General features: G+C 60.7%; 13 protein-coding genes. 6 read left to right on the plus strand and 7 right to left on the minus strand.

Annotation, left to right across the window (positions count from 1 at the left end; genetic code table 11):
• Positions 1-437: 437 nt before the first annotated feature.
• Positions 438-3122, minus strand: coding sequence for a hypothetical protein (locus tag PLL20_07600; protein ID HPD29842.1), 2685 nt, complete (start codon positions 3120-3122; stop codon positions 438-440).
• Between the two features lie 221 nt (positions 3123-3343).
• Here PLL20_07600 and nadB point away from each other — a divergent pair, with 221 nt between their 5' ends.
• The gene (gene nadB / locus PLL20_07605) at positions 3344-4981 is read left to right on the plus strand and encodes an L-aspartate oxidase (protein ID HPD29843.1); all 1638 of its coding nucleotides are present in this window, start codon (positions 3344-3346) and stop codon (positions 4979-4981) included.
• A 540-nt stretch (positions 4982-5521) separates the two neighbouring features.
• Here the strand turns inward: nadB and mtnA are convergent.
• Positions 5522-6586, minus strand: a complete 1065-nt coding sequence (gene mtnA, locus PLL20_07610; GenBank protein HPD29844.1) for an S-methyl-5-thioribose-1-phosphate isomerase — start codon at positions 6584-6586, stop codon at positions 5522-5524.
• On the minus strand, positions 6579-7088 hold the full coding sequence (gene purE / locus PLL20_07615; protein ID HPD29845.1) for a 5-(carboxyamino)imidazole ribonucleotide mutase: 510 nt from the start codon (positions 7086-7088) through the stop codon (positions 6579-6581). The genes mtnA and purE overlap by 8 nt, the downstream gene beginning before the upstream one ends.
• A gap of 809 nt (positions 7089-7897) precedes the next feature.
• On the opposite strand from purE, the gene PLL20_07620 reads away from it, so the two are divergent.
• The 3 genes from PLL20_07620 to PLL20_07630 all read left to right on the plus strand — a co-directional run bounded on the left by PLL20_07620 (position 7898) and on the right by PLL20_07630 (position 13765).
• Positions 7898-8725: a FliA/WhiG family RNA polymerase sigma factor gene (locus tag PLL20_07620; protein ID HPD29846.1), complete on the plus strand. Its 828-nt coding sequence runs from the start codon at positions 7898-7900 to the stop codon at positions 8723-8725.
• A gap of 641 nt (positions 8726-9366) precedes the next feature.
• On the plus strand, positions 9367-10362 hold the full coding sequence (locus PLL20_07625) for a glycoside hydrolase family 130 protein (protein ID HPD29847.1): 996 nt from the start codon (positions 9367-9369) through the stop codon (positions 10360-10362).
• A gap of 478 nt (positions 10363-10840) precedes the next feature.
• Positions 10841-13765, plus strand: coding sequence for a hypothetical protein (locus PLL20_07630; GenBank protein HPD29848.1), 2925 nt, complete (start codon positions 10841-10843; stop codon positions 13763-13765).
• Between the two features lie 81 nt (positions 13766-13846).
• Here PLL20_07630 and PLL20_07635 read toward each other — a convergent pair whose 3' ends face one another.
• Positions 13847-14812: a magnesium transporter CorA family protein gene (locus PLL20_07635; GenBank protein ID HPD29849.1), complete on the minus strand. Its 966-nt coding sequence runs from the start codon at positions 14810-14812 to the stop codon at positions 13847-13849.
• 482 nt (positions 14813-15294) lie between these two features.
• Between PLL20_07635 and PLL20_07640 the strand changes: the two genes are divergently transcribed.
• Both PLL20_07640 and PLL20_07645 read left to right on the plus strand, forming a co-directional pair.
• Positions 15295-17175, plus strand: a complete 1881-nt coding sequence (locus tag PLL20_07640) for a carboxypeptidase-like regulatory domain-containing protein (protein HPD29850.1) — start codon at positions 15295-15297, stop codon at positions 17173-17175.
• A gap of 263 nt (positions 17176-17438) precedes the next feature.
• The gene (locus tag PLL20_07645) at positions 17439-18281 is read left to right on the plus strand and encodes a hypothetical protein (protein ID HPD29851.1); all 843 of its coding nucleotides are present in this window, start codon (positions 17439-17441) and stop codon (positions 18279-18281) included.
• Between the two features lie 25 nt (positions 18282-18306).
• Here PLL20_07645 and PLL20_07650 read toward each other — a convergent pair whose 3' ends face one another.
• The 3 genes from PLL20_07650 to gspE all read right to left on the minus strand — a co-directional run bounded on the left by PLL20_07650 (position 18307) and on the right by gspE (position 22726).
• Entirely contained in the window at positions 18307-18465 is a 159-nt protein-coding gene (locus PLL20_07650) for a hypothetical protein (GenBank protein ID HPD29852.1), read from the minus strand.
• Positions 18466-18643: 178 nt separating this feature from the next.
• The gene (locus PLL20_07655; GenBank protein ID HPD29853.1) at positions 18644-20641 is read right to left on the minus strand and encodes a S8 family serine peptidase; all 1998 of its coding nucleotides are present in this window, start codon (positions 20639-20641) and stop codon (positions 18644-18646) included.
• 399 nt (positions 20642-21040) lie between these two features.
• Entirely contained in the window at positions 21041-22726 is a 1686-nt protein-coding gene (gene gspE / locus PLL20_07660; protein ID HPD29854.1) for a type II secretion system ATPase GspE, read from the minus strand.
• Positions 22727-23041: the final 315 nt, after the last annotated feature.

Raw genomic sequence — 23041 nt, forward strand, 5'->3', positions numbered from 1 at the left:
CGATTAAACACTTAAGGAAAACCGTGGCCGGTTCCCCGTCATCCGATCCACCCCGAACGCCTCGCCCAACCTCCCCGCCCCCCCACATCCTTGGCCGGAAGGACGCAGACTTGCCGACGATCAACGGCCCCATCGCCATCCCGACGACCGAGCCTGCGATTGAGGCACACGATTCGGCCCGCCGGTTCACAACCACGGCCGGCATCGGCGGCGCGACAAGAGGACCGCTCCCCGCCGGCCAGACGATCCTGGTCACGCCGTCGCTGACCATCTCAGCCCAAACCCGGAACGCACCACCTGACCCTGATCGATGCTCAGTTCGTCGACACGATCCATGTGACGTACCCCGCCTCGACCGGCCACCCGCTGGAGATTGCGGTCGGACCATAAGGGTCCGAAAGAGCGGGTGCAACCAGAGGAGATGGTGTCGGTGTTGCTCAGGGCACGGTGATGACGCGGTTCCAGATTCGGGTACCTTGAAGCTCGTTGAGGCCGACTCGTATTCTCTTGCCGACCAGGTCGCCGGCGTTGTCGATCAGAAACTCTTTGCGAGCGCTCTGCCCCGAGACGATGTTGATGAAGCGGCGACCCATGCGTTTTCGGGCGGGGGCGACGACGTATCCCTCAAAGCTGACCGGTTGGTCGGTGCGGTTGGTCATTGTTTGCTGCACCACGACGCGGGTACCGAGGCGATAGACGTTTACGTTGACGTCGATGTTTTCGAGCCCAAGCTCGAACCATGCCGGCGTGACGATCTGATATCGTTGGTCTGCATCGATCTCGAACTCGCCGACCAAGGGTGTGACCGCAGCCTCGGCGTTGATCGGGAAACGGATCTGTACCGGTGACCGTAACACCTCATTCGGCTGCAGAGCGAAGGGGATGCGATTGGGTCGCACGTCCCAGTCCGGCGGGGTGAGCAGGCGCAGCAGACCGCTGATCGGCTCGTGATAGGTGTTCCGAAAGATCACGTCGCGTTCGTATGCGTCAAAGCTGAACTCCACCATCGGCGGAGCCAGCACGAACTGGCGGCAAAACTCCATCAGCCAGGTTGGAACGTTGATGATGAACGTCGGCACCGGACCGATGGACACGAGCCGGTACTTGCCCAGCGGTTGCAGCGGCCGACGCACGCCCCACAGGTCGACCTGTTCGGCGTTTTCGCCCAGCCACAGCGTATGTTCCCGCCCCCCCGGCGGGGCGTATTCGTCCCAAACCATCATGATCGCCCGGCCGTTGCGATCGAAGAGCATGCATTTGGCCTGCCCGTCGAGGCTGCCGCGTGAAACGGGTTCCGTTCCACCCAGCAAATCGGCGATGGTGCGGAACACCACATAGTCCTCACTCGGGTCGACTTGCGCGGACAGCAGGTCAGCGTGTGCCGCCCAGGGGGCAGTAAGAAAGACGCCGCCTGTTTTCTGAAAATGAGCCTCGACAAGACGGCGCGACAGATCGCTGAGTCGCTGGAGACGCGGATAGCGACCTTCCGGCGGAGCCTCGACGGTGATCCAGGTTCTGGAGCGTTCCTTGTCGAGGAAGGGGGCAAGATGTCTTTCGACATCATCGAGCGGCACGTCGGCCGAAAGCAAAACGGCGTTGTAAGACGCCAACGGCTCAGCGGGCGGCACATACTTTGTGTTGATCGTTGAGGCGAGCAGCGGGTCGGTCATCAAGCTTTTCATCTCACGAACCAGAGCGGGCAGGATCCGCGGATACTTGTGATCCAAAAACGTCGACGCGTCGCCGTCGGCGCCCACCTGCCAGACGTGAATCAAGCCGGCATAACGCGACCAGAGACCTGCGATCAGCGGCTTCCAGCCGATCGGATCCTCGCTGAAGATCTCGAGCATGGAGCGAGTTTGTTCATCCGGTCTTTGGGCACCGGGCGGACAACCGTTGGCCAGAATGCCCACGGGATCGGCCTGCGTCTCGGCGATCATTTCCAGATAGTGATCGATCGCCAGATCCTGTTCGGTGGAGCCTGTGATTTGGCCTGACCACCACACCGGCACCTTGACGAGTTCAGGATGCAGATTCAGAAGCAGGTCGCGTTGTCCAGCCACGACACCCAGGCTCATGTCCTGCAAGACAATGCCGAATCCCCGACCGCTTTCGGTCGGGGGAGTGATTTGCGATGCCAGTCGGACAAAGCCGAGCTTGCGACGCACCAGGTCAGCCCCATCATCGGAAACAACGTCAAGTTCGGCAGTGTATGCTCCCACCGGCAGATTTCGGTAGACGGCTGCTTGCGGCTCAGTCATGTGGGTCGTCCGAACCGAAACGGGGCGCTCTTCGACCACTTGGCCCTCGGCGTCCCTGATGGCCAGCTTGGCCGACAGGTTCAAGCCATCCGGATCGCTGACCTCCGGATGGAGCGTCACCGGTTCCATCTCGGTGAACACGTTGCCGGGTCTGCTCGTTCGGAGACAGACTCGAGGCAGGCGATAAACGGTGATGTCGTCGAACCAGGCAGATCCTTTGATCTCCTGAAACTCAACAGACCGCATGGGTCGGGCGTTGGTGTTCCAAGTGCTTGCCTGGGTCAGCCAGACCGATATCCCAATGTAGCGGGAGTCCGGCACGTTGCCGGGCAGGCCGATCATCAGAGGCACCCATTCCTGAGGCTCACCGGTTCCTCCAAGGAGCTCACTGCACCGCTGCGTTCCCTCGATCACGCGGCCTTTGCGATCCAGGTAACGAGCAGTGACGTATGCTCTTGCCCAGGTCAAAGGTGACGTCTTGCACCAGGCCACTACGAGGTAGTCGCTGTTTGTGCGAACCGATATATCGCGCCCGACATAATGGAACGCGATTGACCCGCCATTAAGGTCGAGTCTGAAGCTGGGCGCACGATCGTGCCCTTCATTGGCGTCGAACTTGCCTTCAAGATAGAGTGGGAAACCTGCAGCCTCGTGCTGCTTCCAGTACATCGGGTACGGGTCGTAATTGCCGAAGCGCTGCTCGTCGAAATCGAAATGTTTGACCACCCTTCGGCCGGCAATCGCCGGACGTTCGATGGGCTCAACGTTCCTATCCGGCTGGGACGTTGCCGTGGTGGTCGCTGTTGAGGCCGGGAGAGACTGAGCGGCAGACTGAAACGTCCAGGGCCCCAGTGTCCCCAAGACTGTAATCCATACTAGTGCCTTTTTCGGCAAGTCAGTTATGCACCGGCGGGCAATACGCCAGTGGCATCTCCAGAGTGCCGCACAGACCCGCTCATCGGACCGGCGCGCAGCATAACCTCTCCTCGATGGTTCCTACCGAAGTTATCGGCTGATCCAGCGGCGAGAATCAGTCTTGGGCATTGAAGTCAGAGCCCCACCGACTTAGCATATGTTCCGAAATGACAGAGCTATACGACACAAGACGCTATCTGACTCAGTTTGACGTAAGGCGGATTCCCAACCTGTTTGCCGATGTACTGGTTATCGGTAGCGGTGTGGCCGGCCTGCGGGCGGCCATCGAGGCCGCCAAATATGCTCCCGTTCTTCTGGTCACCAAGGGGCGGGTTGACGAGTCCAACACCGCCAGGGCTCAGGGTGGCATTGCGTCGGTCATGGCCCCTGATGATACCTTCGACGCCCACATCGAGGACACGTTAAGGGTCGGTTGCGGGTTGTGTGACCGCGCAGCGGTCGAGCGGATCGTCCGCGAAGGACCGTCGCGGATTCAGGAGCTGATCGAGTGGGGGGCGATATTCGACCGGCGACAGAGTATGCTGAGCCTTGGCTTGGAGGGCGGGCATTCGGCCCCTCGTATCGTGCACGCGATGGGCGACGCAACGGGCCTGGAAATCGCCAACACGCTTATCCGCGTTGCCAGGGCTTCCGAGCAGATCCGAATCTTTGAAGACTGTTTCACCATTGACTTGCTTGTGGATGAGGGTCGTTGCTGCGGCGTCACAACGTTTCATCGTCACTTCGGGCACCAGATCTTCTGGGCCAAGCAGGTCATTCTGGCCAGCGGCGGTTATGGGCAGGTTTACCGCGAATCGACCAATCCCCCGATCACAACGGGTGACGGGCATGCGATGGCGTATCGTGCCGGCGTTCCCTTGCGCGACATGGAGATGGTTCAGTTTCATCCAACGACGCTCTATGTGGCCGGGGCGACGCGGGCGCTTATCAGCGAGGCCGTGCGAGGCGAAGGCGCTTATCTTGTCGATCGCGAGGGACGTCGCTTTATGGAGGCGTATCACCCCGACATGGAGCTGGCCCCGCGCGACGTGGTCAGCCGGGCTATTCTCAGCGAAATGGCCAGACAAAACGTCACCTGCATGTACCTGGACGTCGGCCACCTGAACGTGGACAGGTTCCGCAAGCGATTCCCCACCATCTGTCGCTTGTGCGAGGAGTTTGATATCGACATCAGCAAGGATCGCATACCGGTGCGGCCGGCGGCACATTACATGATCGGCGGCTTGGTGGTGGACGAAAACACACGCACGCCGATATCTGGCCTGCTGGCATGTGGCGAAGTCGCCAGCAGCGGCGTTCACGGGGCCAATCGGCTGGCCAGTAATTCCCTGCTCGAAGGGCTGGTGTTCGGCCGGGTCGCCGGGACGGTCGCCGGCGAGGCGGCCGCCGGGACTAACGGACCGGCTCAACCAAAGCTGATTCGCAGCGAGGTAGAGCGGTCGCAACGAACTTCGCTTGACCTGGCGGATGTTCTGAATTCTCTCCGCAGCGTGATGTGGCGCAATGTCGGGATCGAACGTACGGGCGCCCGACTCGCCGAGACGGAGGAAATCATCCAGTTCTGGGGTCGATACATGATGGACAAACTGTTTGATGACCAGCTCGGCTGGGAGACGCAGAACCTGCTCACGGTCGCCCGGTTGATGACTGCCTCAGCACTGGCCCGCCAGGAGTCACGAGGTGTCCACTTTCGTACCGACTACCCGAATACGGATCCCAATTGGAACGGCCGACACGTCATCGTTGAGCGATGCGGTGGAAAGTTGAAGGTGGATGTGCAGTGAAGCCGACAGAGTCTTGGCTGCCGATCCGTGTCGACGCGCCTTCCTGTGCGGAGCTGCCGACGTTTCCTGAACCCATTCGCGGGTGCTTCTATGGCGACCATGTGCAGCAGTGAGATGAACACGGCACGATCAGCAACCCCTCCGCGACCACACGGTTCCACGTAGAGCCCGTTCTTGACCCGCAAGACCAATTCAGGATGACGGACATCGTAGCGATCCCCGCTGCTGGTAGCGGTGCGGAAAGACTCAAACGGCTTGCGCCTCAAGAAATCGTCAATGGCGTCAAGCGCCACAACAGGATCATTGTAGCTCAGCTCGATGCCAAGATCGCAGGCTATCTTGTCAAGTCTCGGGGATGAGAAACAAGATGGGATTCGCCGGAAGGGTACCGACATACCAGACCGTGCTGGTGTTCGTTGTGCCGGTTTTGGCGCCTTTGCCGATGTTGTTGCGCATGTTACGGAGTTGGGGACGGTCAGTTATTCCCGGGCTTGCCGGAAGGGCACGCTGCTTCGCAGGGCAGTAGCGGGCCTTGGTTAGTCATCCCCCTGGTCGGCCGATGGTTGTACGGACTTGTTCGGGGGTTACCGGTCGGATGAGGCCGCGGTCGGTGATGATGCCGTGAATCAACCCGGCAGGCGTGACGTCGAAAGCGGGATTGTAGCACTTGACGTCTTCGGGGGCGGTGAGCCTGCCGAAACCACGGCGGATCTCATTCTCGTCGCGAATCTCGATCGGGATGGCCGGGCCGTCGTCGATGGAGAGATCAAAGGTCGATCTCGGGGCCGCGATGTAGAACGGGATGCGATGGGCCTTCGCCAGAACCGCGAGGGAATAAGTGCCGATCTTGTTGGCCGAGTCGCCGTTGGCGGCGATGCGGTCGGCGCCGGTGATGACCAGGTTGATCTTGCCTTGAGCCATCAGCAGGCCGGCCGTGTTGTCGCAGATCACGGTGACGTCGACGCCCGCTCGCGACAGTTCCCAGGCCGTGAGGCGGGAACCCTGCAACAGCGGCCGTGTTTCGTCGGCGTACACGCGGAACCTGCGACCGAGTTCGTGTGCCCGATAGATCACCGCCAGGGCGGTGCCGTATTCGGCGGTGGCAAGCCCGCCGGCGTTGCAGTGCGTCAGGACGCCGGCTCCGTCGGTGATGAGATGCCGGCCTGCATCACCGATCGCCCGGCACATGGCGGCATCCTCGTCGCGGATCGCGCGAGCCTCAGCCAAAAGTGATTCCTTGATGTCGGCGAGCGGTCGGCCCCGGAGCGTTTGAGCGCGGCGTTTCATCCGATCCAAAGCCCAGAACAGATTGACGGCCGTGGGACGGCTGGAGGCCAGATAATCGCAGGCTCTTTGGAGCCGGGCGTACAAATCTTCGTCCGTCGTCGCGTCGCGGACGCCCAGGACCGCGCCCATGGCCGCGGCCACGCCGATAGCCGGCGCTCCGCGGACTCTCAGGACTCTGATCGCCTCCCAAACCGATTCGACGTCGTGGCAGGCGATGACTGAGAACCGTCCGGGAAGGAGCGTCTGATCGATCATCTCGATATGGCCGTCGAGGCCGCCGATCCAATCGAGTGTTCTGTGAGGGGCAAGATCAGGCACCGGCAAGTTTTTCCTTGAGACTGCGGTTCTTCTGTTCCATGGCCGCGGCCTGTTCGCGTCGCAAATCAGCCAGAGCCTTCTTCAGACGCGGGTCGCTCAACGCCAGGATCTCCGCGGCCAACAGGGCGGCGTTTTTCGCCCCCGCAGAACCAATGGCGACCGTGGCGACGGGGATACCGGGCGGCATCTGCACAATGCTCAGAAGGCTGTCCACGCCTTGGAGGACACCAGACGGCAAGGGCACGCCGATCACCGGCAGGGTAGTGTGAGCAGCGACCACTCCGGGCAGAGCCGCGGCCATGCCGGCAGCGGCGATGAACACTCGCACGCCTCTCTGCTCGGCGGCGGCCACAAACTCCGTCACCCGGTCGGGCGTCCGGTGGGCGGAGATGACTTCCACGACCACCGCGATCCCCAGCGACCTGATCTGCTGGTAACAGGCCTCCATCACCGGCCAGTCAGAGTCGCTGCCCATCACGATTGCCACCGTCGCGTCACTCATTCTCTTCGGCTCCACAAGAGACAGACCGACCTTGTCGGCGAGCTTACCAGCGGTGGATCATTGTAATCGCCAATTGGCGCCTGGGAAGCCGTAAGGTGGTTGCCGGCGTCGAACCGGGCCTTTCCGGGGTGCGGGTGTTCGTTTTTGCCACGCGCGGGCGGTCCTACGGCCGTCGGAGGGAGGAAATCTCAGGGCTTTTTTTCGAGGCGCGTTATCGGCCGCTTATTGGAATCTCCCCCAAGCGGTCGTCGGGGAAGCCTGCGTGGAAAACCATATGTGGGGGGGCTGTGATTTCCGGCGACGCGTCCCATAAGCCGAGAGCCTAAGCACTTGCGTTTTCAGGCCTTTGCGCCGCTTGCTCATCGCAAAACTCGTGCTATTTTTACCACGGTGGGCGAGAGATTGTGACTTACGTGCGGTGCCAGGATCGACCCAATCCAAGGCACCGGTTCAAGGAAGGCATGTGATTGAAGTCACGAATCTGCTCACCACCTTCCCTCGCCGTGTCACAGGGACACGATTCAATGTTCGACAGTCGGCAGGAATCAGCACATCAGGTGCGAACGAGTCGTTCGCATCGCGACCTGAGAAGGCGTCATGAGCTTCAGGCCTGCCGCTCGTCGGCCTTCGGAGACTCAACTGAACGCATCGAGGTTGATACGGGCGGGAGGCGAGGTCGAACCCTGAGGCAAACGGTCTTCTTGCGGGGTGCAACCTGAGCGCACTGCGATCCGGAAACGTGCGCACAAGCCGCACAGATGTCTGGCCGTAGGGTTTTAACCGGGCACTCGTGGAGCATAGCCAACAATATGACAAGAAAGAGCCGACCAAACGAAGTGTCGTATGGAGCGAAGCCGGGGATCGATGACACGAAAGCAGTATGGAGAGAGTTTCTCAAGAACCGGAGGCGCGAATATCGCAATCTGCTCGTGGAGCGTTATGCGCCGCTGGTACAGATGCAGGCGGCCAGGCTGACGAGAAAGCTGCCCGCGCACGTGACCTACGAAGAGCTCTGCAGCGCCGGCTATGACGGCCTTATCGAGGCGGTAGAGGCTTACAACCCGAACAAGAAGGCCAAGTTTGAGACTTTCTGCCAGCAGCGGATTATTGGGGCGATCATGGACTGGCTGCGTTCGCTGGATCCCCAATCGCGGACCATCCGGGCATTCGAGAAACGATGCTGTCAGGTGACCGAGATACTGGAAAGCCGCCTTGCAAGGCCTCCGACGCAAGAGGAAGTTGCCGAGGCGATGCATCTTTCCGTCGAAAGGTATTCAGAATTGAGTCGCATTTCGCAGCGAGGCCGGGAGGTGCATTTTTCCGCGCTGGAGCCGCGAGGCGGTGCCGGGCTTAACCGCCAGACCGGCAGGCGCGTCTGGGACATCGGCGACGAGCGGCAACGGGATCCTTCGGAGCGCCTGTCTCGGGCAATGCTCATCGACCTGATCACCAGAGGTTTGACCCGGGAGGAACGGCTGGTGCTGATTCTGTATTACTGCGAGGATCTGACCATGGCCGAGATCGGCGCGGTGCTTGACCTATCGGAATCGAGGGTTAGCCAGATCCACAAGGATCTGCTGGAACGGCTGCGGAAACGATACAAGAATCGGCTTGCGCAGGGCCAACTCGTGGCCTGAGGCATGCCAAGGCGGACCGCCCTTTTTGCGGGCCGCAACCCAAGCGTTCTGCGATCCAGAAACACGCGCGCAAAATGCGCACCAGTTGCGACGGAAGAGACTAAAGGGACATTCCGGGGGAACGCACTCCCTTCGACTCTTGTCGTATCTCACGTTGCGAGTTGCCGGGGCAGGCGAAGCCGGCTTGCTCTGGCAAGACAAAAAAACAGAGAGCATGATCGGTCCGACGAGAACTCGAAGCCGCTGCTCTCTGGTTTTCGCACTTGCCGCCAGAGTTCGTCGGAGCACACACTCCGGCCTCACAAGCCCATCTGCTGCGGCGAACGTTGCCGGCTGCATGGCGAGACGACCTTTCCCCTGGTCGCACTCTTATTGTATCGGACAGAAAGCTCCGGTTCCAGGGATTATCCGAAACGAGAGTTCGGCATGGTAGCGCGGTTCGCATCGGAGTGCGGCTCGACAGGGCTCAATCGCCGATACTGCTCTGCATAAGTCTTTGCCTAATGAACAGTTACGTTCCAGTTGGCCATACGTTCAATGCGAAGTCTTGACGGGCTCTGTCGTCGTCCGGTAGGTTTGCGGCCCGATGCGGAGTGCTGGGCCGCCTTCTCGCAGACCCGTAGTCGAAGGAGTATCGAACGGTGGCGGTACGGAATTCAGGAACCATCGTGGGCCCCGCTTTGCCCAACATTCCATGGGAGGACCGGCCGCCCGGTTGTGGTGAGGTGGTCTGGCGTTACAGCCGGAACCCGGTTATCCCTCGTGATCTGATTCCCTGCGCAAACAGCATTTTCAACAGTGCCGTCGTGCCTTACAGGGATGGTTTTGCCGGTGTCTTCCGGGTAGACGATCGCCGTCGTTATATGCGTTTGCACAGCGGTCGGAGCAGCGATGGAATCAACTGGCGGCTGAACCCCGAGCCGATCGGGTTCCTGGGCCAGGATCCGGAGGTTTGCCGATTCGAGTACGGCTATGACCCTCGCGTTTGCCGGATCGACGATCGGTACTACGTCACCTGGTGTAACGGTTACCACGGTCCGACGATCGGGATGGCTTATACACAGGACTTCGAGACGTTTCACCAGTGTGAGAACATTACCCTGCCCTACAACCGCAACGGCGTGTTGTTTCCTCGCCGGATCAACGGGAAGTACTACATGCTGAGCCGCCCGAGCGACACTCGTCACACGTCGTTCGGCGACATTTTCTGCAGCGAGTCGCCCGATTTGGTGTACTGGGGCCGGCACCGCTTTGTCATGGGCACTCGCAAAGGTTGGCAGAGCACGAAGATCGGCGCCGGGCCGGTGCCGATCGAGACGCAGCACGGCTGGCTGCTGATCTACCACGGCGTGCTGACTTCCTGCAACGGTTACGTATACAGTGCCGGGGCGGCCTTGCTGGATCTCGATGAACCCTGGCGGGTCATCTACCGCGCGGCTCCGTACATTCTTTCACCGCAGCGCGACTATGAGTGCGTGGGCGACGTGCCAAACGTGGTATTTCCGTGTGCCGCCCTGGCCGACGCCGACACCGGCCGCATCGCCATCTACTACGGCTGTGCTGACACCGTTACGGGCCTGTGCTTTGCCCAGGTGGATGAGCTCATCGAGTTCATGAAGTGTCATTCAGAGGTATAGCCTTGCCTGTCTGGCCGAGCGGCGGCGGTCCGGAGGAAGGCCCCGCGGCGGACCGCCTTCTTGCGGGCTGCGGCCCAAGTGCATTGTGATCCGGAAACATGCGTGCAAGCCGCACAGATGTCCGGCCGTAAGGCTGTAAAGACGCCCCGCCCCGGTCTCCAATTCGATCCACCTGAACCCTTCTAGAAGGGTGCACAAGAAGCGTGACGGTCGCAAGGGGGTATCTGAAGAGCTTTTAATCCCCCGATGGTTCTTCACCTTTGCAGCAACGAGTATTGCTCTGGATGAATCAATTATATCCTGGGTGTATTTCCATCGACATGAGCAGACTCGGCTGTTGAGGATTTCGCCTGCTGCCGAAAAAAAACTTGCGACAGTTTCAGAGGATGTGGTATGCTATCAGGTGTTCACCTGAGGATCGCGGTTGAAAACATGGATCGGAGTCCCGATACAGGGCAAATCAGAGGAGGTTCATGATATGAAGCGCATTGGGCAGAGAGGTTACTGTGCGGCGGTGGTATACGTATTGGTTCTGGCGGCGCCCGTTCTGGCGGCCCCAACACAATTGCTGCAAAACACCAGTTTCGAGAGTCCGATCAGCGGCTCGCCGCCGGATTACTGGACGCTCGGGCCTGACGTGGATTACTGCAGCGCCCCGACCTACGGAGCAAGCGCACGCACGGGTAATCGCTTTGTCATGAATCCCAGCAGTTACAACTGTGATATCGGCGTTCTTGAGCAGACCGTTTCCGTCGTGCCCGGGTACTATAACCTGGCGCTGTCGTTTTGGGCGTGGGTGTATGACACGGGGGCTTGGCCAAGCGTTGTGGCAGGCGAGCTTCTCGTGGACGACGTCGTGGTGGCCGCAGCGGTCAAGAGCAGCACGGACGGCGTTCCGCCCTCGCAATCATACCAGCAGGTATGGGCTACCTGGGCGGGCGAGGTGGCCAGCGGCTGGGTGAAGGTGCGGTTCACGCTGGTCGGGGACGGCGCGGGGGGAACCGGGTGGGGCATTGCCGCGCTGGATGATGTGGAGTTGTTTGCATGCAGCGAAGGCACTTGTGCCGGCCAGCACGATGTCACGGACATCGAGCCGAACGTGATCAGCACGCCGGTGGCCACCGATACGACGGTAACGATCACCGGCACCAACCTCACGAATGTGACCGGAGTGCATCTCTGGAAAACACAGGTGGGAATGTGGAACAACAACGGAGCCAACGGCGTGTTAATTGCCGGCACGATTACTGCGCAAACCGCCACGTCCCTGACGGTCAGTCTTGCGACAGCGGGGCAAGCGGCAGGCGTGTTCGACTTGGTGGTCGAGCAGGCGGGCGTCAATCCGGTGGTCATCTCCAACGCCTTCGAGATCCTTGATCCGAGCGTGCCACAGAACCTCCTGGCGAACCCGAGCTTCGAGGTGGTGAACGTCGGCTCGGACGGGAAACCGCTTGCTCCCATGGATGCCGTGGGCAATGCGGCCATGTGGTTCGGAGATTACGTCAAGAACCCGGCCGCGAACCCCAACCCGACTTCCATCGACTACCGGACGGACTATTTTGGCATTTACGGTATCTGGTCCACGAGTCGGGGGCATCCCGGCACTTCCACGACATCCATGTGGCAAACGGTGCCGATAGCCCCGGGCTCGGCCGTGTCATTCAGCGGTTGGCTGGACTGCAATCGCTTCGGCACGTCTCAGGCCAAAGCGAAGGTCACCCTGTATGACGGCGACAAGACCGGCTCAACCATCGGCAGTCGAAGCATCGACCACACGACGGCCGGAGCCGGCGGGGATTATGGCACCTGGGTCGGGGTGACGATCAACGGGACGTCGTATTCCGGCTATGTGACGGTGGAACTGGCGACGGAATTGGTCTGCCCGGGGTACAGCGCGGCCGGCGCATTTGCCGACGCATTCAGCCTGACCGCCTCGCCGGCCTGCACGGGTCCGTTGCATCCGTGGATCGCTTATCCGGTGAGGGGACCGACAAACGTGGATCCCACCCTCGTGATCACCGGGGGATCGAATCTGGACGAGGTAAGCGCGGTCAAGCTCGTCTTCGTTGACCGCAAGGCTTCCGGAGATCAGGCGGAGACGGTGGTGCCGGGGACGATTCTCACCCACAGTCCGACCAAGTTGATCGTGAGCTTCCCGATGCATACCAGCGGTGCTCATGCCGACCTCTACAACCTCGTTCTTGAGAAGCCGAACGCTCCGCCGGCGAACCTCGAGTTCTATCGCGTGCGTCGAAGCACCGGCGCCGGTTCGCTGCGATTCCACGACAACGTGCCACGGACTTTCGTGGACGCTTTTGACCTGTTCTGCGTCGACCCGGTGACACTAACCGGCGTGTCGCCGAGCGCGATCGTGGTCCGCGAGGGGCAGACGGAATTGAAGATCACCGGTACGAATGTGACCGTCTTGGCCGACTCGGCCAACAGCATCAAACTCGTGCAGGGGGCGACCGAGCTGGTCGCGACGAATGTGGTTCCCAGCGGCAGCGACGTGGTGGCGAGATTCGATTTTGCTTCGGCGCCGGCGGGCTTCTACGACCTGGTGGCCGTTCGCGGTGATCAGTGTGACAGCCCCGCCCCGCTGCCCCTGGCGTTCCGCTACTCGCCTCCCGGCAGCCAGTTGCTGCCCAACGGCGACTTTGAGCTGGAGGGCCCCAAAGGCGGGGATGCCACACCGGTGGCCTTCTGGACCTCATATGAAACCGCCGTGCCGGTGCGGTACAACAATCAGTCATGGGTCCCTTCACCGTCGACGCAGGGCGGCTCCAATCGTGGCGGTATCTCGGAAGGAGGCGTCGGGGCGTCGATGCAACGAGTGATTCAGACGGTGCCCGTTCTGCCTCGCTATGAGCTCACGTTGACGGGTTGGATTTACGGTGGTGCGAGCGCGGGCCTGATCCACGATCATCAGGTACTCATTCGCGACGGTGGGCCGAACGGCCCCATCATCGGTTTCTTCTCTGTCACCGATCCGGCAAGCGTCTGGACCCCCTTTACGATCAAGGCCGCACCGACCACTTCCGAGGTGACGGTGGAGTGGGGGCACGTGCCTGATTCGGGGAATCCGGGCAACCCGCCGGGGACTGTTGCGACCCATGTCGACGAACTGTTTCTGGTGCAATCGGCTTCTCCCTGCTCTTTCCCGGTGGCGGCCGACGTCGACGGCGATGGTGACGTCGATCAGACCGATTTCGCCGTTTTTCAGTCGTGCTACACCGGCGCGGGGGGAACTGTGCCGGACGAACCGGCCTACTGCATCTGCTTCGACGTCGAAGGTCCGGGAGGCATACCGGACAACGACGTCGATCAGGCGGACTTGAACTGGTTCGAGTCGTGTGCCTCCGGTCCCGGTGTCCCGCTTGATGCGAACTGCATCAATCAGTGACGGTGCGGAAATCAAGGATCACAAGCCGAGCAGCCCCGGGCCGTCCGGCGTGCGGACCTTTTCGTCGGTACAGAAACGCAGCTATGGCCGGTACCTGCGCCAGCAGAGCATGAACAACAGGACCGACAAGAGTGCCAACCCCATGATGATCTCGAAGGCATAAGGGAGATGCTGCATCGGGATGGCGACATTCATGGAAAAAGCGCTGACCACGAACGTCGGCACCATGATGGCAATGGTGATGATGTTCAGCGTCTTCATCAACACGTTGATGTTGTTGCTGACGATCGAGGCCCGGGCATCCATCAGGCTGGCCAGGATGTTGGAGTACATCTCGGCCTGCCGATAACACTGATTGTTTTCGATGATCAGGTCATCGAGGAACTCGACCTCCTCGGTGCTGAAACCGAGGCGGGCGGCATTGTTCTTCAGCCGCTCCAGCACGGCACCGTTGGAATTGATGGCATTGACGTAGTAGACGAGGCTCTTCTCGAGGGTGAACATGTTGATGAGGTGCTTGTTCTCCATCGAGGTGTTGATCTCTTTCTGCAGCTCGTCGGAGATCATGCTGATGCCCTTGAGATGCTCGCGGAAGTGAATGACCGACCGGGCGATCAGCTTGAGAATGACATCTGCCGGGGAATGAACGCGGGTCAGGGGCACGCCGTCGAACAACGGCACGTCTTCTGATACGACGATCTTGACGCGATCCTTGAACAGGAAAGCGCCTACTGACCCGACCTTGAACAAGAACTGCTCTCCGCCGGAGTAGTTTTTCGGGCGCTTGAAAATCACTGCCACGTGTTCGGGCTCGAACTCCAATCGCGAGAGTTCGTCGGGGTCGAGAGCGCTATTGAAGGTGTGCTCGTCGACCTTCAGCTCGTCAATGAGGTACCGCTTCTCGTTCTCGTCCGGGTTGCTAAAAATGGTGACGTGCGCATGCTCCTCCTGCACCTCGGACAATCGGCGGTCGAGAATGTTGTACTGCTTCCTCATGGGGTCCGGAGTGTAGCCGTTTTCCGGTTCAATGAAAACAGGCGCGGCCATGCCGGGAATCCTGGAAGGGGCGGGCGTCTGCCGTGGTGCGACGATACGGTCCCGCCCGCCCATTGCCGCCGTGTCCCCCGGAGGCGTTCAGCAGCGGTGTCGGTGAACCTGACGGGCCGGGCCGTGACCGTTGGGCTTGGTTACGGCGCGATCCTGTGCCACGATGAACCAGCGACGGACTGGAAAGCCTCGCTTTCTGTCGGAGTCGCCGCTGCCGACGCGGGCGTAATCCGCTTTGCGGCAAGCGTGGTCCGGTTGTTCGTCGTCGGCTGCGGGGGTATGAGACGCGGGCCTGGATGCAGCGTCCGCAAAAGAAATCATCAAAGTAATACTGAAGCTATTTGCCCGTCCGACGACCTTGTGATATTCTTGTTTCATGTCGCGGAGTTGATTCAACGAGGATGAACAGGATCGCCGATCCATCTGAGTCGACCGTTTTGTGACGGCATGCGGAATTGAGGTCATTCGAGGGAGGTGCTTTGATGAGCCGAAACATGGGCCGGTTTGCCCTGCTGCTGGCGGTGACAGTTTCGGCAAGCTTGTTTGCCGGGACGGCCTGGGCCGCCGTTTCAATCACCGGCCACGGCCGATACGAGAAGATCAAAGGCAAGCCCGGCATGGGGTACGTCGAGCTCTACGAGGCGAATCTGTTCCTCTCGCCGCCGAGCAGTTCCTTCGTGGGGCCCTCCAGCCGTCTGGGCGGATCCGCTTATTACACCGGAACGGCGTGCGTCAGCGGCACGACGCATGACGGCGTGTATTGCTTTGAAAACGTTCCGGCCGGCCAGTACTCGATCTTGGTCAATCAGCCTCTGTTTTACATCGCTCCCAAGGTGGTGAGCAACATCAGCATCACCAGTGGTCAAACGGTCACCGTCAATCCGGAGCTGCCCATCGACTATTCGACTTACTTCAAGAATGCCTGGACCGGTCCGGCGAACCGCTGGTATCAGACCTTCGTGGCCACGGGCATTTCGATCCGCGGCATCATGTTTGCGTATGCCGGCGACGATCCGGACAATGTCGAGGTGGCGGTGCTCAAGGACAACGGAAACGCCAACGTGGTCAACTGGCAGTTCATTGGGGCGCGCATCGAGCCGCAGGTCGGTGATGTGACTGACAACTGGGTCCGGTGGCGATCGGGAGAAATCCCGACGGTGCCGGGCGCGCGATATGCGGTGCGTCTGACGGCCAACGGCGGCAGCGGCAATCTGCAACCCTACAAGCGCGATAAGGATGCCAACAGCTACGCCAACGGGCGGGCGTATGATGCTCAGGGCAATCCGCAGAACTTTGACCTCAACATCACAGTGTTCTCCGACAACGACGGCACGATTGTGACGATGAACAGGCGGGTCACCGGACTGGGCTACCTGTGCGATGGGGGCTTTTTCGGGCCCCGCTGGGGACAAACGTTCGTTGCCAAGGGGAAGGGCCTGGCCGGGGCCGACGTTTGGGCGGCGGGGGCCGAAAGGAAGTGGAACTTGGAGTTCCTATGGAAGGTCCGGCAGGGAGGCCCGACGGGGCCGCAGATAGGACCGGACAAGATCACCCTCGCGGCGTACCAGGCTTTCGGCGTGGGGCTTCACGGCGTCAGCTACAACCCCGGCGAGGTTCCTCTTACCAGGGGGCAGACCTATTTCATTGAGTTCAACATTCACAATCCGCCGCCCGAGTCCCCGGGATTCAATCCTTACCTGATGAAGCCGGCGTCCGGGGCTTCCTGCGGCGGTGGCGATGATCACGACAGCTACGCGGACGGCATCGCCTATCGGGACAACGTGCCTCGCCCTGATGATGATCTGGCCATGACCATCATCGAGTACGCCATTCAGGGTCCGGAGATCACGCTGAACAAGGACACGCTGGCACACAGCGTTTTCCTTGGCGATTCCCAAGGCAACGACACCTTCACGATCGTCAACGGCGGGGACGGAACGCTCAACTACGCGATCGAGGAGATTCCTCCGGTGAGCTGGCTCGATGTCACCCCGATCAGCGGAACCGCCACGACCGAAACCGACACCATCACAGTCAGTTATACGACGGCCTCCTTGCCCGTCGGGCACTACACCACCGTCATCCGCGTCAGCGGCAATGCCGCCAACAGCCCGCAGGATATTGCCGTGACGATCGACGTCCACAGTGTCAAGGCCGATTATGACGGCGACGGTGACGTTGACCAGGACGACTTCGGCCGCCTGCAGAAATGCTACGGTGGTGCAGGCGTGATCATCACCGATCCCGACTGTGCGGATGTTTCGCTGGACAGCGATGAGGACGTGGACGGCGATGATTTTCTCGTCTTCGAGAATTGCATCAGCGGCAGCGATGTGAAGGCAGACCCCAACTGCGCCGGGTGAGACCGACCCCTCTTGCCGCTTTCAGAGCGCCTCATCTTCGGGTTGCGATGGTATGATCGTGACCCGAGTGTCATAGCGGCGCAAAAGCACCTCTTGAAACGCTTGAGAATCGTCTTTTGGAAGGTCTTATGCGCTTATTTCAAGCGGAGGGAATGAGAAGATCTAACGCTACATAGGGTTGTACAAGGGCGCATAGCGCTGTACAATGGCAGCAGCATTCGGTGGGCTGATCAGATTCTGGGCCGGAAGGATCATGTTTCTGTATGACTCCGTTCAAGACGGCGCCGTTGAGCGATGATCGGAGGTGGATCGTGGAAGGGTGCCTCACGACCGGCTTGAAGCTTGCAGCCGCGGCGTGGCTTGGGCTGTGGCTGGTGCCGTCTGCAAATGCGCAAGACTGCAATTTCAACGATGTTCCCGAGGCTCAGGACATTGCGGTCGGCACAAGCCAGGAGTGCAACGGCAACGGCCTTCCCGACGAGTGCGAGATGTACGAAGAGGCCAAGCTGACGGCATCCGACACCGAGTCGCAGGACGATTTTGGCTACTTCCTTTCGCTCGATGGTGATCTCTTGGTTGTCGGTGCCTACGGCGACAATGACCGTGGAACCGGTTCCGGATCGATCTATCTCTTCCGGCACATCAGGGCCGGCTGGATTGCATGGGCGAAACCGACGGCCGCCGATGGCACCGCAGGTGACTCCTTCGGTGCCGTAGATTCGCGCGGACAGACCCTGGTCGTTGGCGGGCCGGGTTGGTTGCAGAACGTCGGTTCGGCCTACGCGTATCGTCTTCAGGATCTCGACTGGGACCGCACGCCGGATACCTGCGACCTTTGCCCCGCCACGATCGGTGGGGTGCTCGTCGACATCAATGGTTGCCCGCCGTTCGTGCCGGGCGACTTCGACCGGGACGGCGACGTGGACATGAATGACTTAGCGGTTTTCGAGGCCTGCGCGACGGCCCCGGCCATTTCGCAGCCAAGCCCGGATTGCGTGTGGGCCTGCTTCGACACCGACGATGACATCGACCAGGCGGACTTCGCCGTCTTTCAACGGTGTCTCAGCGGGGAGAAGCCGGCGGCCGATCCGAACTGCGCGAGTTGATTCGGACGCGGCGATGGCAGACCACTCAACTTGTCGGCTTGGTGACTGTCGACAACTGCCGGCCCAGCTTGGCCAGGTACTTGGCGGGGTTGGCCTCGAACCTGTTCTTCCCGGGCTTGCAGCAGAAGCGCGTCCGCCGGCCGGGATGAGCGAGATGGACGGCCGGCTCGGTTTCTTTGCCCATTGCCGGGGAGGTCTTCGGGGCGACAGCCGGCCAAGGGGATGAGTGGGCGATACAGCAGAGCCGTTACCTGCCTTGTGGTTGACACGCGTTTACCCGTTGCGTTGACGAACGCACCATCGCTGACATGGAGCATATGTGCCCGGTCGTCATTTCATCTCTTGTGGGGCGGGGATGCGGTCTATTCGTGCGGGCGGGGAATGCCTCCTTCGCACGTGTTCTCGAGGTAGTCAATGAAGGAGTCTTCCGCTCCGGCCAGCACCAGGAGAGGCACACTAAAGGACCCTTCGAACTCATGAAACGTGGGGGCGCGGTCGTTGTGGGCCATCTGGAGTACGCCTGCGAACGCCCCGCTCAGCCGCACGATCCATGGGTTGATGCCGTCGAACGGACTGCGCTGGTCGATTTGGCAGGCGTCGAAGGTGATTGACCCGGCCATACCCATGCCGCTCTCGCCGGTAGTAAAGTCGGTGAACGATGCGGCGGCCGTGTCCGGACCGGCCTCCTCGGGGGTCGTAATGATGTAGGTGCCGAGGACGAATTGAGTCAGGCTCAGACTCGTAAAACCAATGGAGGCGTCGCCGTCTCCGCCGCCGCACGTGAACGATGTGCCGCCGAAGGACCCCGCGATGGCGGGGCGGTGGTCTGATTCCGTCTCGTAGTAGGTCTGGTAGGTGCCGTAGCCATCAACCGTGTAGACGATCCCCGCCGGACATATCCTGCTCAGCACCAGGCCGGAGGCGCCAAAACTGCCCAGACCCATGGGATCGATCCAGGAGCGAATGGGATCGCCTACACCCATATCGATCAGCAATTGGCAGATTGAGTTCGTGAACATCAGGCGGCCGAAGGGATTGCCATAGAGGGGGTGGGCGCAATCGACAATGTAGTGCTTGACCTGAGCGGGTGTAAGTGTGGGCTGGATTGACTTGAGAATCGCCGCCAGCGATGCCACCATGGGCGTTGCAAAGGACGTGCCTGAACCGGTCACGTACACACCGTCGAAGACCACGGGAACATCCTCGGCGGGTGCGGCGACATCGACGACCGGGCCGTAGTTGGTGAAACTGGCAGGCCTGTCAGGCTCACAGCGGGCCGTGCCCGCCACGGTGATCAGATTAGGCAGGCCGATGCCGCCGGGGGCGCTATTGTTTCCGTCCAACTCGGTGGTCTCGTTTCCCGCCGCAGCCACAAACACGACACCAGGCAGGCGGGCGATCCTTCTCTTCCAGGTTTCCCGGATCACTCTGAAATGCGGGTCGGACGGTTCGTAGCCGATGCTCAGGTTGATGACCTGTGCCCCCGCTGCTGCGGCCACGAACGTGTAAAGCATCTCGTGGGCGACGCAGCTCCCTGTGGCCGAGGTGCCAAGCTGGATACCCTCCCAACCGGCCACCGCCAGACTCAGGTTGTCCAGCAAGAACCGCGACGCGATGCCGTTGATTCCTTGCATGTCGTCGTCGGCAGCGATCATGCCGCATACCATCGTGCCGTGCCTGTCTGGATCGCTGTCAACGGGAGGTCCGCGCAGGTTGTTGAGATAAAAGACATCCGTATTGTCGAACTCTCCGGTCGTCGGGTCCAGCCCGGAATCTATCACGGCCACAGTGACCGGATTCAGCGCGAGGTGCGGGCGGAAGAAATCAAACATGGTCAGGGCGTTGTAGTATTCCGTTTCGGTGAACGCACACTTGTCGATGTTGAAGATTTCAGCATTGTCGTTCGCCGCCGGACAGCTCTGGTTCAAGCGTGAGGCCACGTTGTAGCCCGCGGCGGTGACGTTCGGGTCCTCCTCGGCCTGAGCAACGGCCGCATCGAGTTGCGCCCGTGTCGTCGTGGACAGCTCGATCTGATAGAAATCAATGTCCGGCACCTGGCCCACGATGGTGCCGCCAAGCCGGTGGGCCAACGCCTCGACCGTCGAACGGGTAGTGCCCTCGTTCATCAGGAGCACGAGCTGGTTGACCGCGAAACGGATAGTTGCACCGGTGCCGGTGGTTTGCTCGATGATCATGGCCGGGTCGACAGCGCCGGCGTAAACATTCGGATCCGGCACATAGTGGTCAAACGGTCCACCGTCGTTGCCGCCATCGGGCACGACATTCCTGCCGCAACCCGACGACCAGAGCACCATCAGTCCCATCGCAAGCCCACCGGCAATGCGGGTGATCGTGGTCATGGGAGCCTCCGGTCGATCAACGGATCATGAAGAAGAATGCTTCATTTGCACCGGCCCCATTGGCGACAGCCGGCTCAACCGTTCCCGGCCTGGACCGCCGCGAAGCAAGAAGTGAACTCGTCAGATGCGGCCCGCCATTGCCAGCAGTGACCGATATTAAGTGTACTTGGAGAGCCGGCGCGGATCAAGAGTCTCGTTTCGTTTTCTGAAGCGGTTCGAAGTCGCTCGTCGGTCCTGAAGGCACACGGACCTTATGTCGGAATACCGTATTTGCCTCAAGTGCTGCTTCTCAAGGAAGACATACCGCGGTCTTGGGCCATAAGTCCACGTTCGAAGTCTTGTGTGTTTTCCCTCTTCATGATCGGTGTGCGCAGCCAGTTTCAGCGGTATGATCGAACATCACCCGACATTGGTGACGCGGAGGACCTCTTCGCAGGTGGTGTGGCCGGCGAGGACCTTGTCCCAGCCGTCCTGGCGGAGCAGCCGCAGGCCGTTTTGCATCGCGACCTGTCGGATTCGCCCGGCGGAAGCCCGTTGGACCACCAGTTCGCGCAGTTCGTCGTTCATCACCAGCAGTTCGTAGATTCCGATACGCCCACGATAGCCGATCTGCCGGCATTCGCGGCAGCCGACGCCGCGGTACAGGACCTGCCCCTTCTCGATGACGAAATCCTGCGGCAGGGCGTCGCGGTCGGGCTTATAGGCCTCCTTGCAGTGAGGGCAGATGGTCCGCACGAGTCGCTGAGCCAGGATGCCCTCGAGGGAGCTGGAGACCAAGAAGGGCTCGACGCCCATGTCCAGGAGACGCGTGGTTGCGCCGGCCGAGTCGTTGGTGTGGAGGGTGCTGAACACAAGGTGACCGGTCAGTGAGGCGTTGATCGCCACCTCGGCGGTCTCGCGGTCGCGGATTTCGCCGACCAGGATCACGTCAGGGTCGTGACGCAGGAACGAACGAAGCGCCCGGGCGAAGTTGAGGCCGATCTTCTCGCTCGTCTGCACCTGGTTGACGCCGTCGAGGTAATACTCGATGGGATCTTCGATCGTGAGGATCTTGATCTCATCGGAAACGATGGTATGCAATGCGGCGTACAGCGTGGTCGTCTTTCCGCTGCCGGTCGGCCCGGTGACCAGGATGATGCCGTGGGGCATGTTGATCAGCCGCTGGAACTGGCTGAGCACATCCGGCCCCATGCCCAACTGCTGGAGCGACAGGTTGATGGATTGCCGGTCGAGGATACGCATGACCACCGCCTCGCCGTAACCTGTTGGGATGATCGAGACGCGAAAGTCGATTTCGCGGCCGTGAATCCGAGCCTTGAAACCGCCGTCCTGCGGAAGACGCTTTTCGGCGATATTCAGGTTGCTCATGATCTTAATGCGGCTGATGATGGCCGCCTGAAATCGCTCGATCTTGGGCGGCAACACGGTGTTCTGCAGAACCCCGTCGATTCGATACCGGATCTTGAGGGTATGCTCGTACGGCTCGATGTGAATATCGCTGGCCTTGTCGCGAATGGCTTCGGTCAGGATTTCGTTGACCAGGCGGACGACCGTGGCTTCCTGGGCCATCTCGACCAGGTCGCCGTTTTCGTCAACTGATTCGCTCAGCAGCTCGACGTCTTCGTCTTCCGGCTGGTCCTCGATCATCTCGTCGATGGTGGAACCGCCGACGCCGAAGTGCTGGCGGATCAGCCGCTGGATCTCGCTTGCGCTGGCCAGCACGGCCTCGACCTTCAGGCCGGTAAGCATGCGCAATTCATCCAGGGCCGTGAAGTCAAAAGGATCCGCGGTGGCTACCCGAAGGGTGTCCGCGGTCTTTTCGATGGGAATCAGGCCTCGCTTGTGAACCAGGCGTGTTGGCATCAGCTTGAGCAGATCTTTGTCGATGGTGATCTGCGTGAGGTCCACCACCGCGATGCTCATCTGCTCGCCGAGCGCCTCGAGCACGTCTCGCTCGTCCACGAAACCCATGCGAACGAGGATCTGATCGATTCGTTCCTGTGGGTTCTTGCGCGCCGCTTGGGCTGCCTGGAGATGCTCCGGCCGGATCTTGCCCCGCTCAAGCAGGATTTCGCCGACACTCACTGGTCAATCCCCACAAGCCCGCTAATTACCCGTGTCCCAACAACCGGTTCTGGTTCGGCGCCCCGCCGCTGATCGTCGGCGTGGGCGCACCTCACCCCCGGTCTCCAGATTGCTTATAAAGCGGCCGTCGGGAAAAGTTGCAGGGCCCATCCCAAAAACCGTCCCAGACCGCGAGACGACATTTCGCCGCCGGTCCTTCTTTATATCGGTTGATGTTGATAATCTATTTACCTGCAAACATTTATGCTCCGATTGACCATCGCGACTCGCCCGCTTGGTTATCGGCCGACGACGCCTCACGAGCACCTGTGCGCC

It is taken from the genome of Phycisphaerae bacterium, from assembly GCA_035384605.1.
Lineage (GTDB): Bacteria > Planctomycetota > Phycisphaerae > UBA1845 > PWPN01 > JAUCQB01.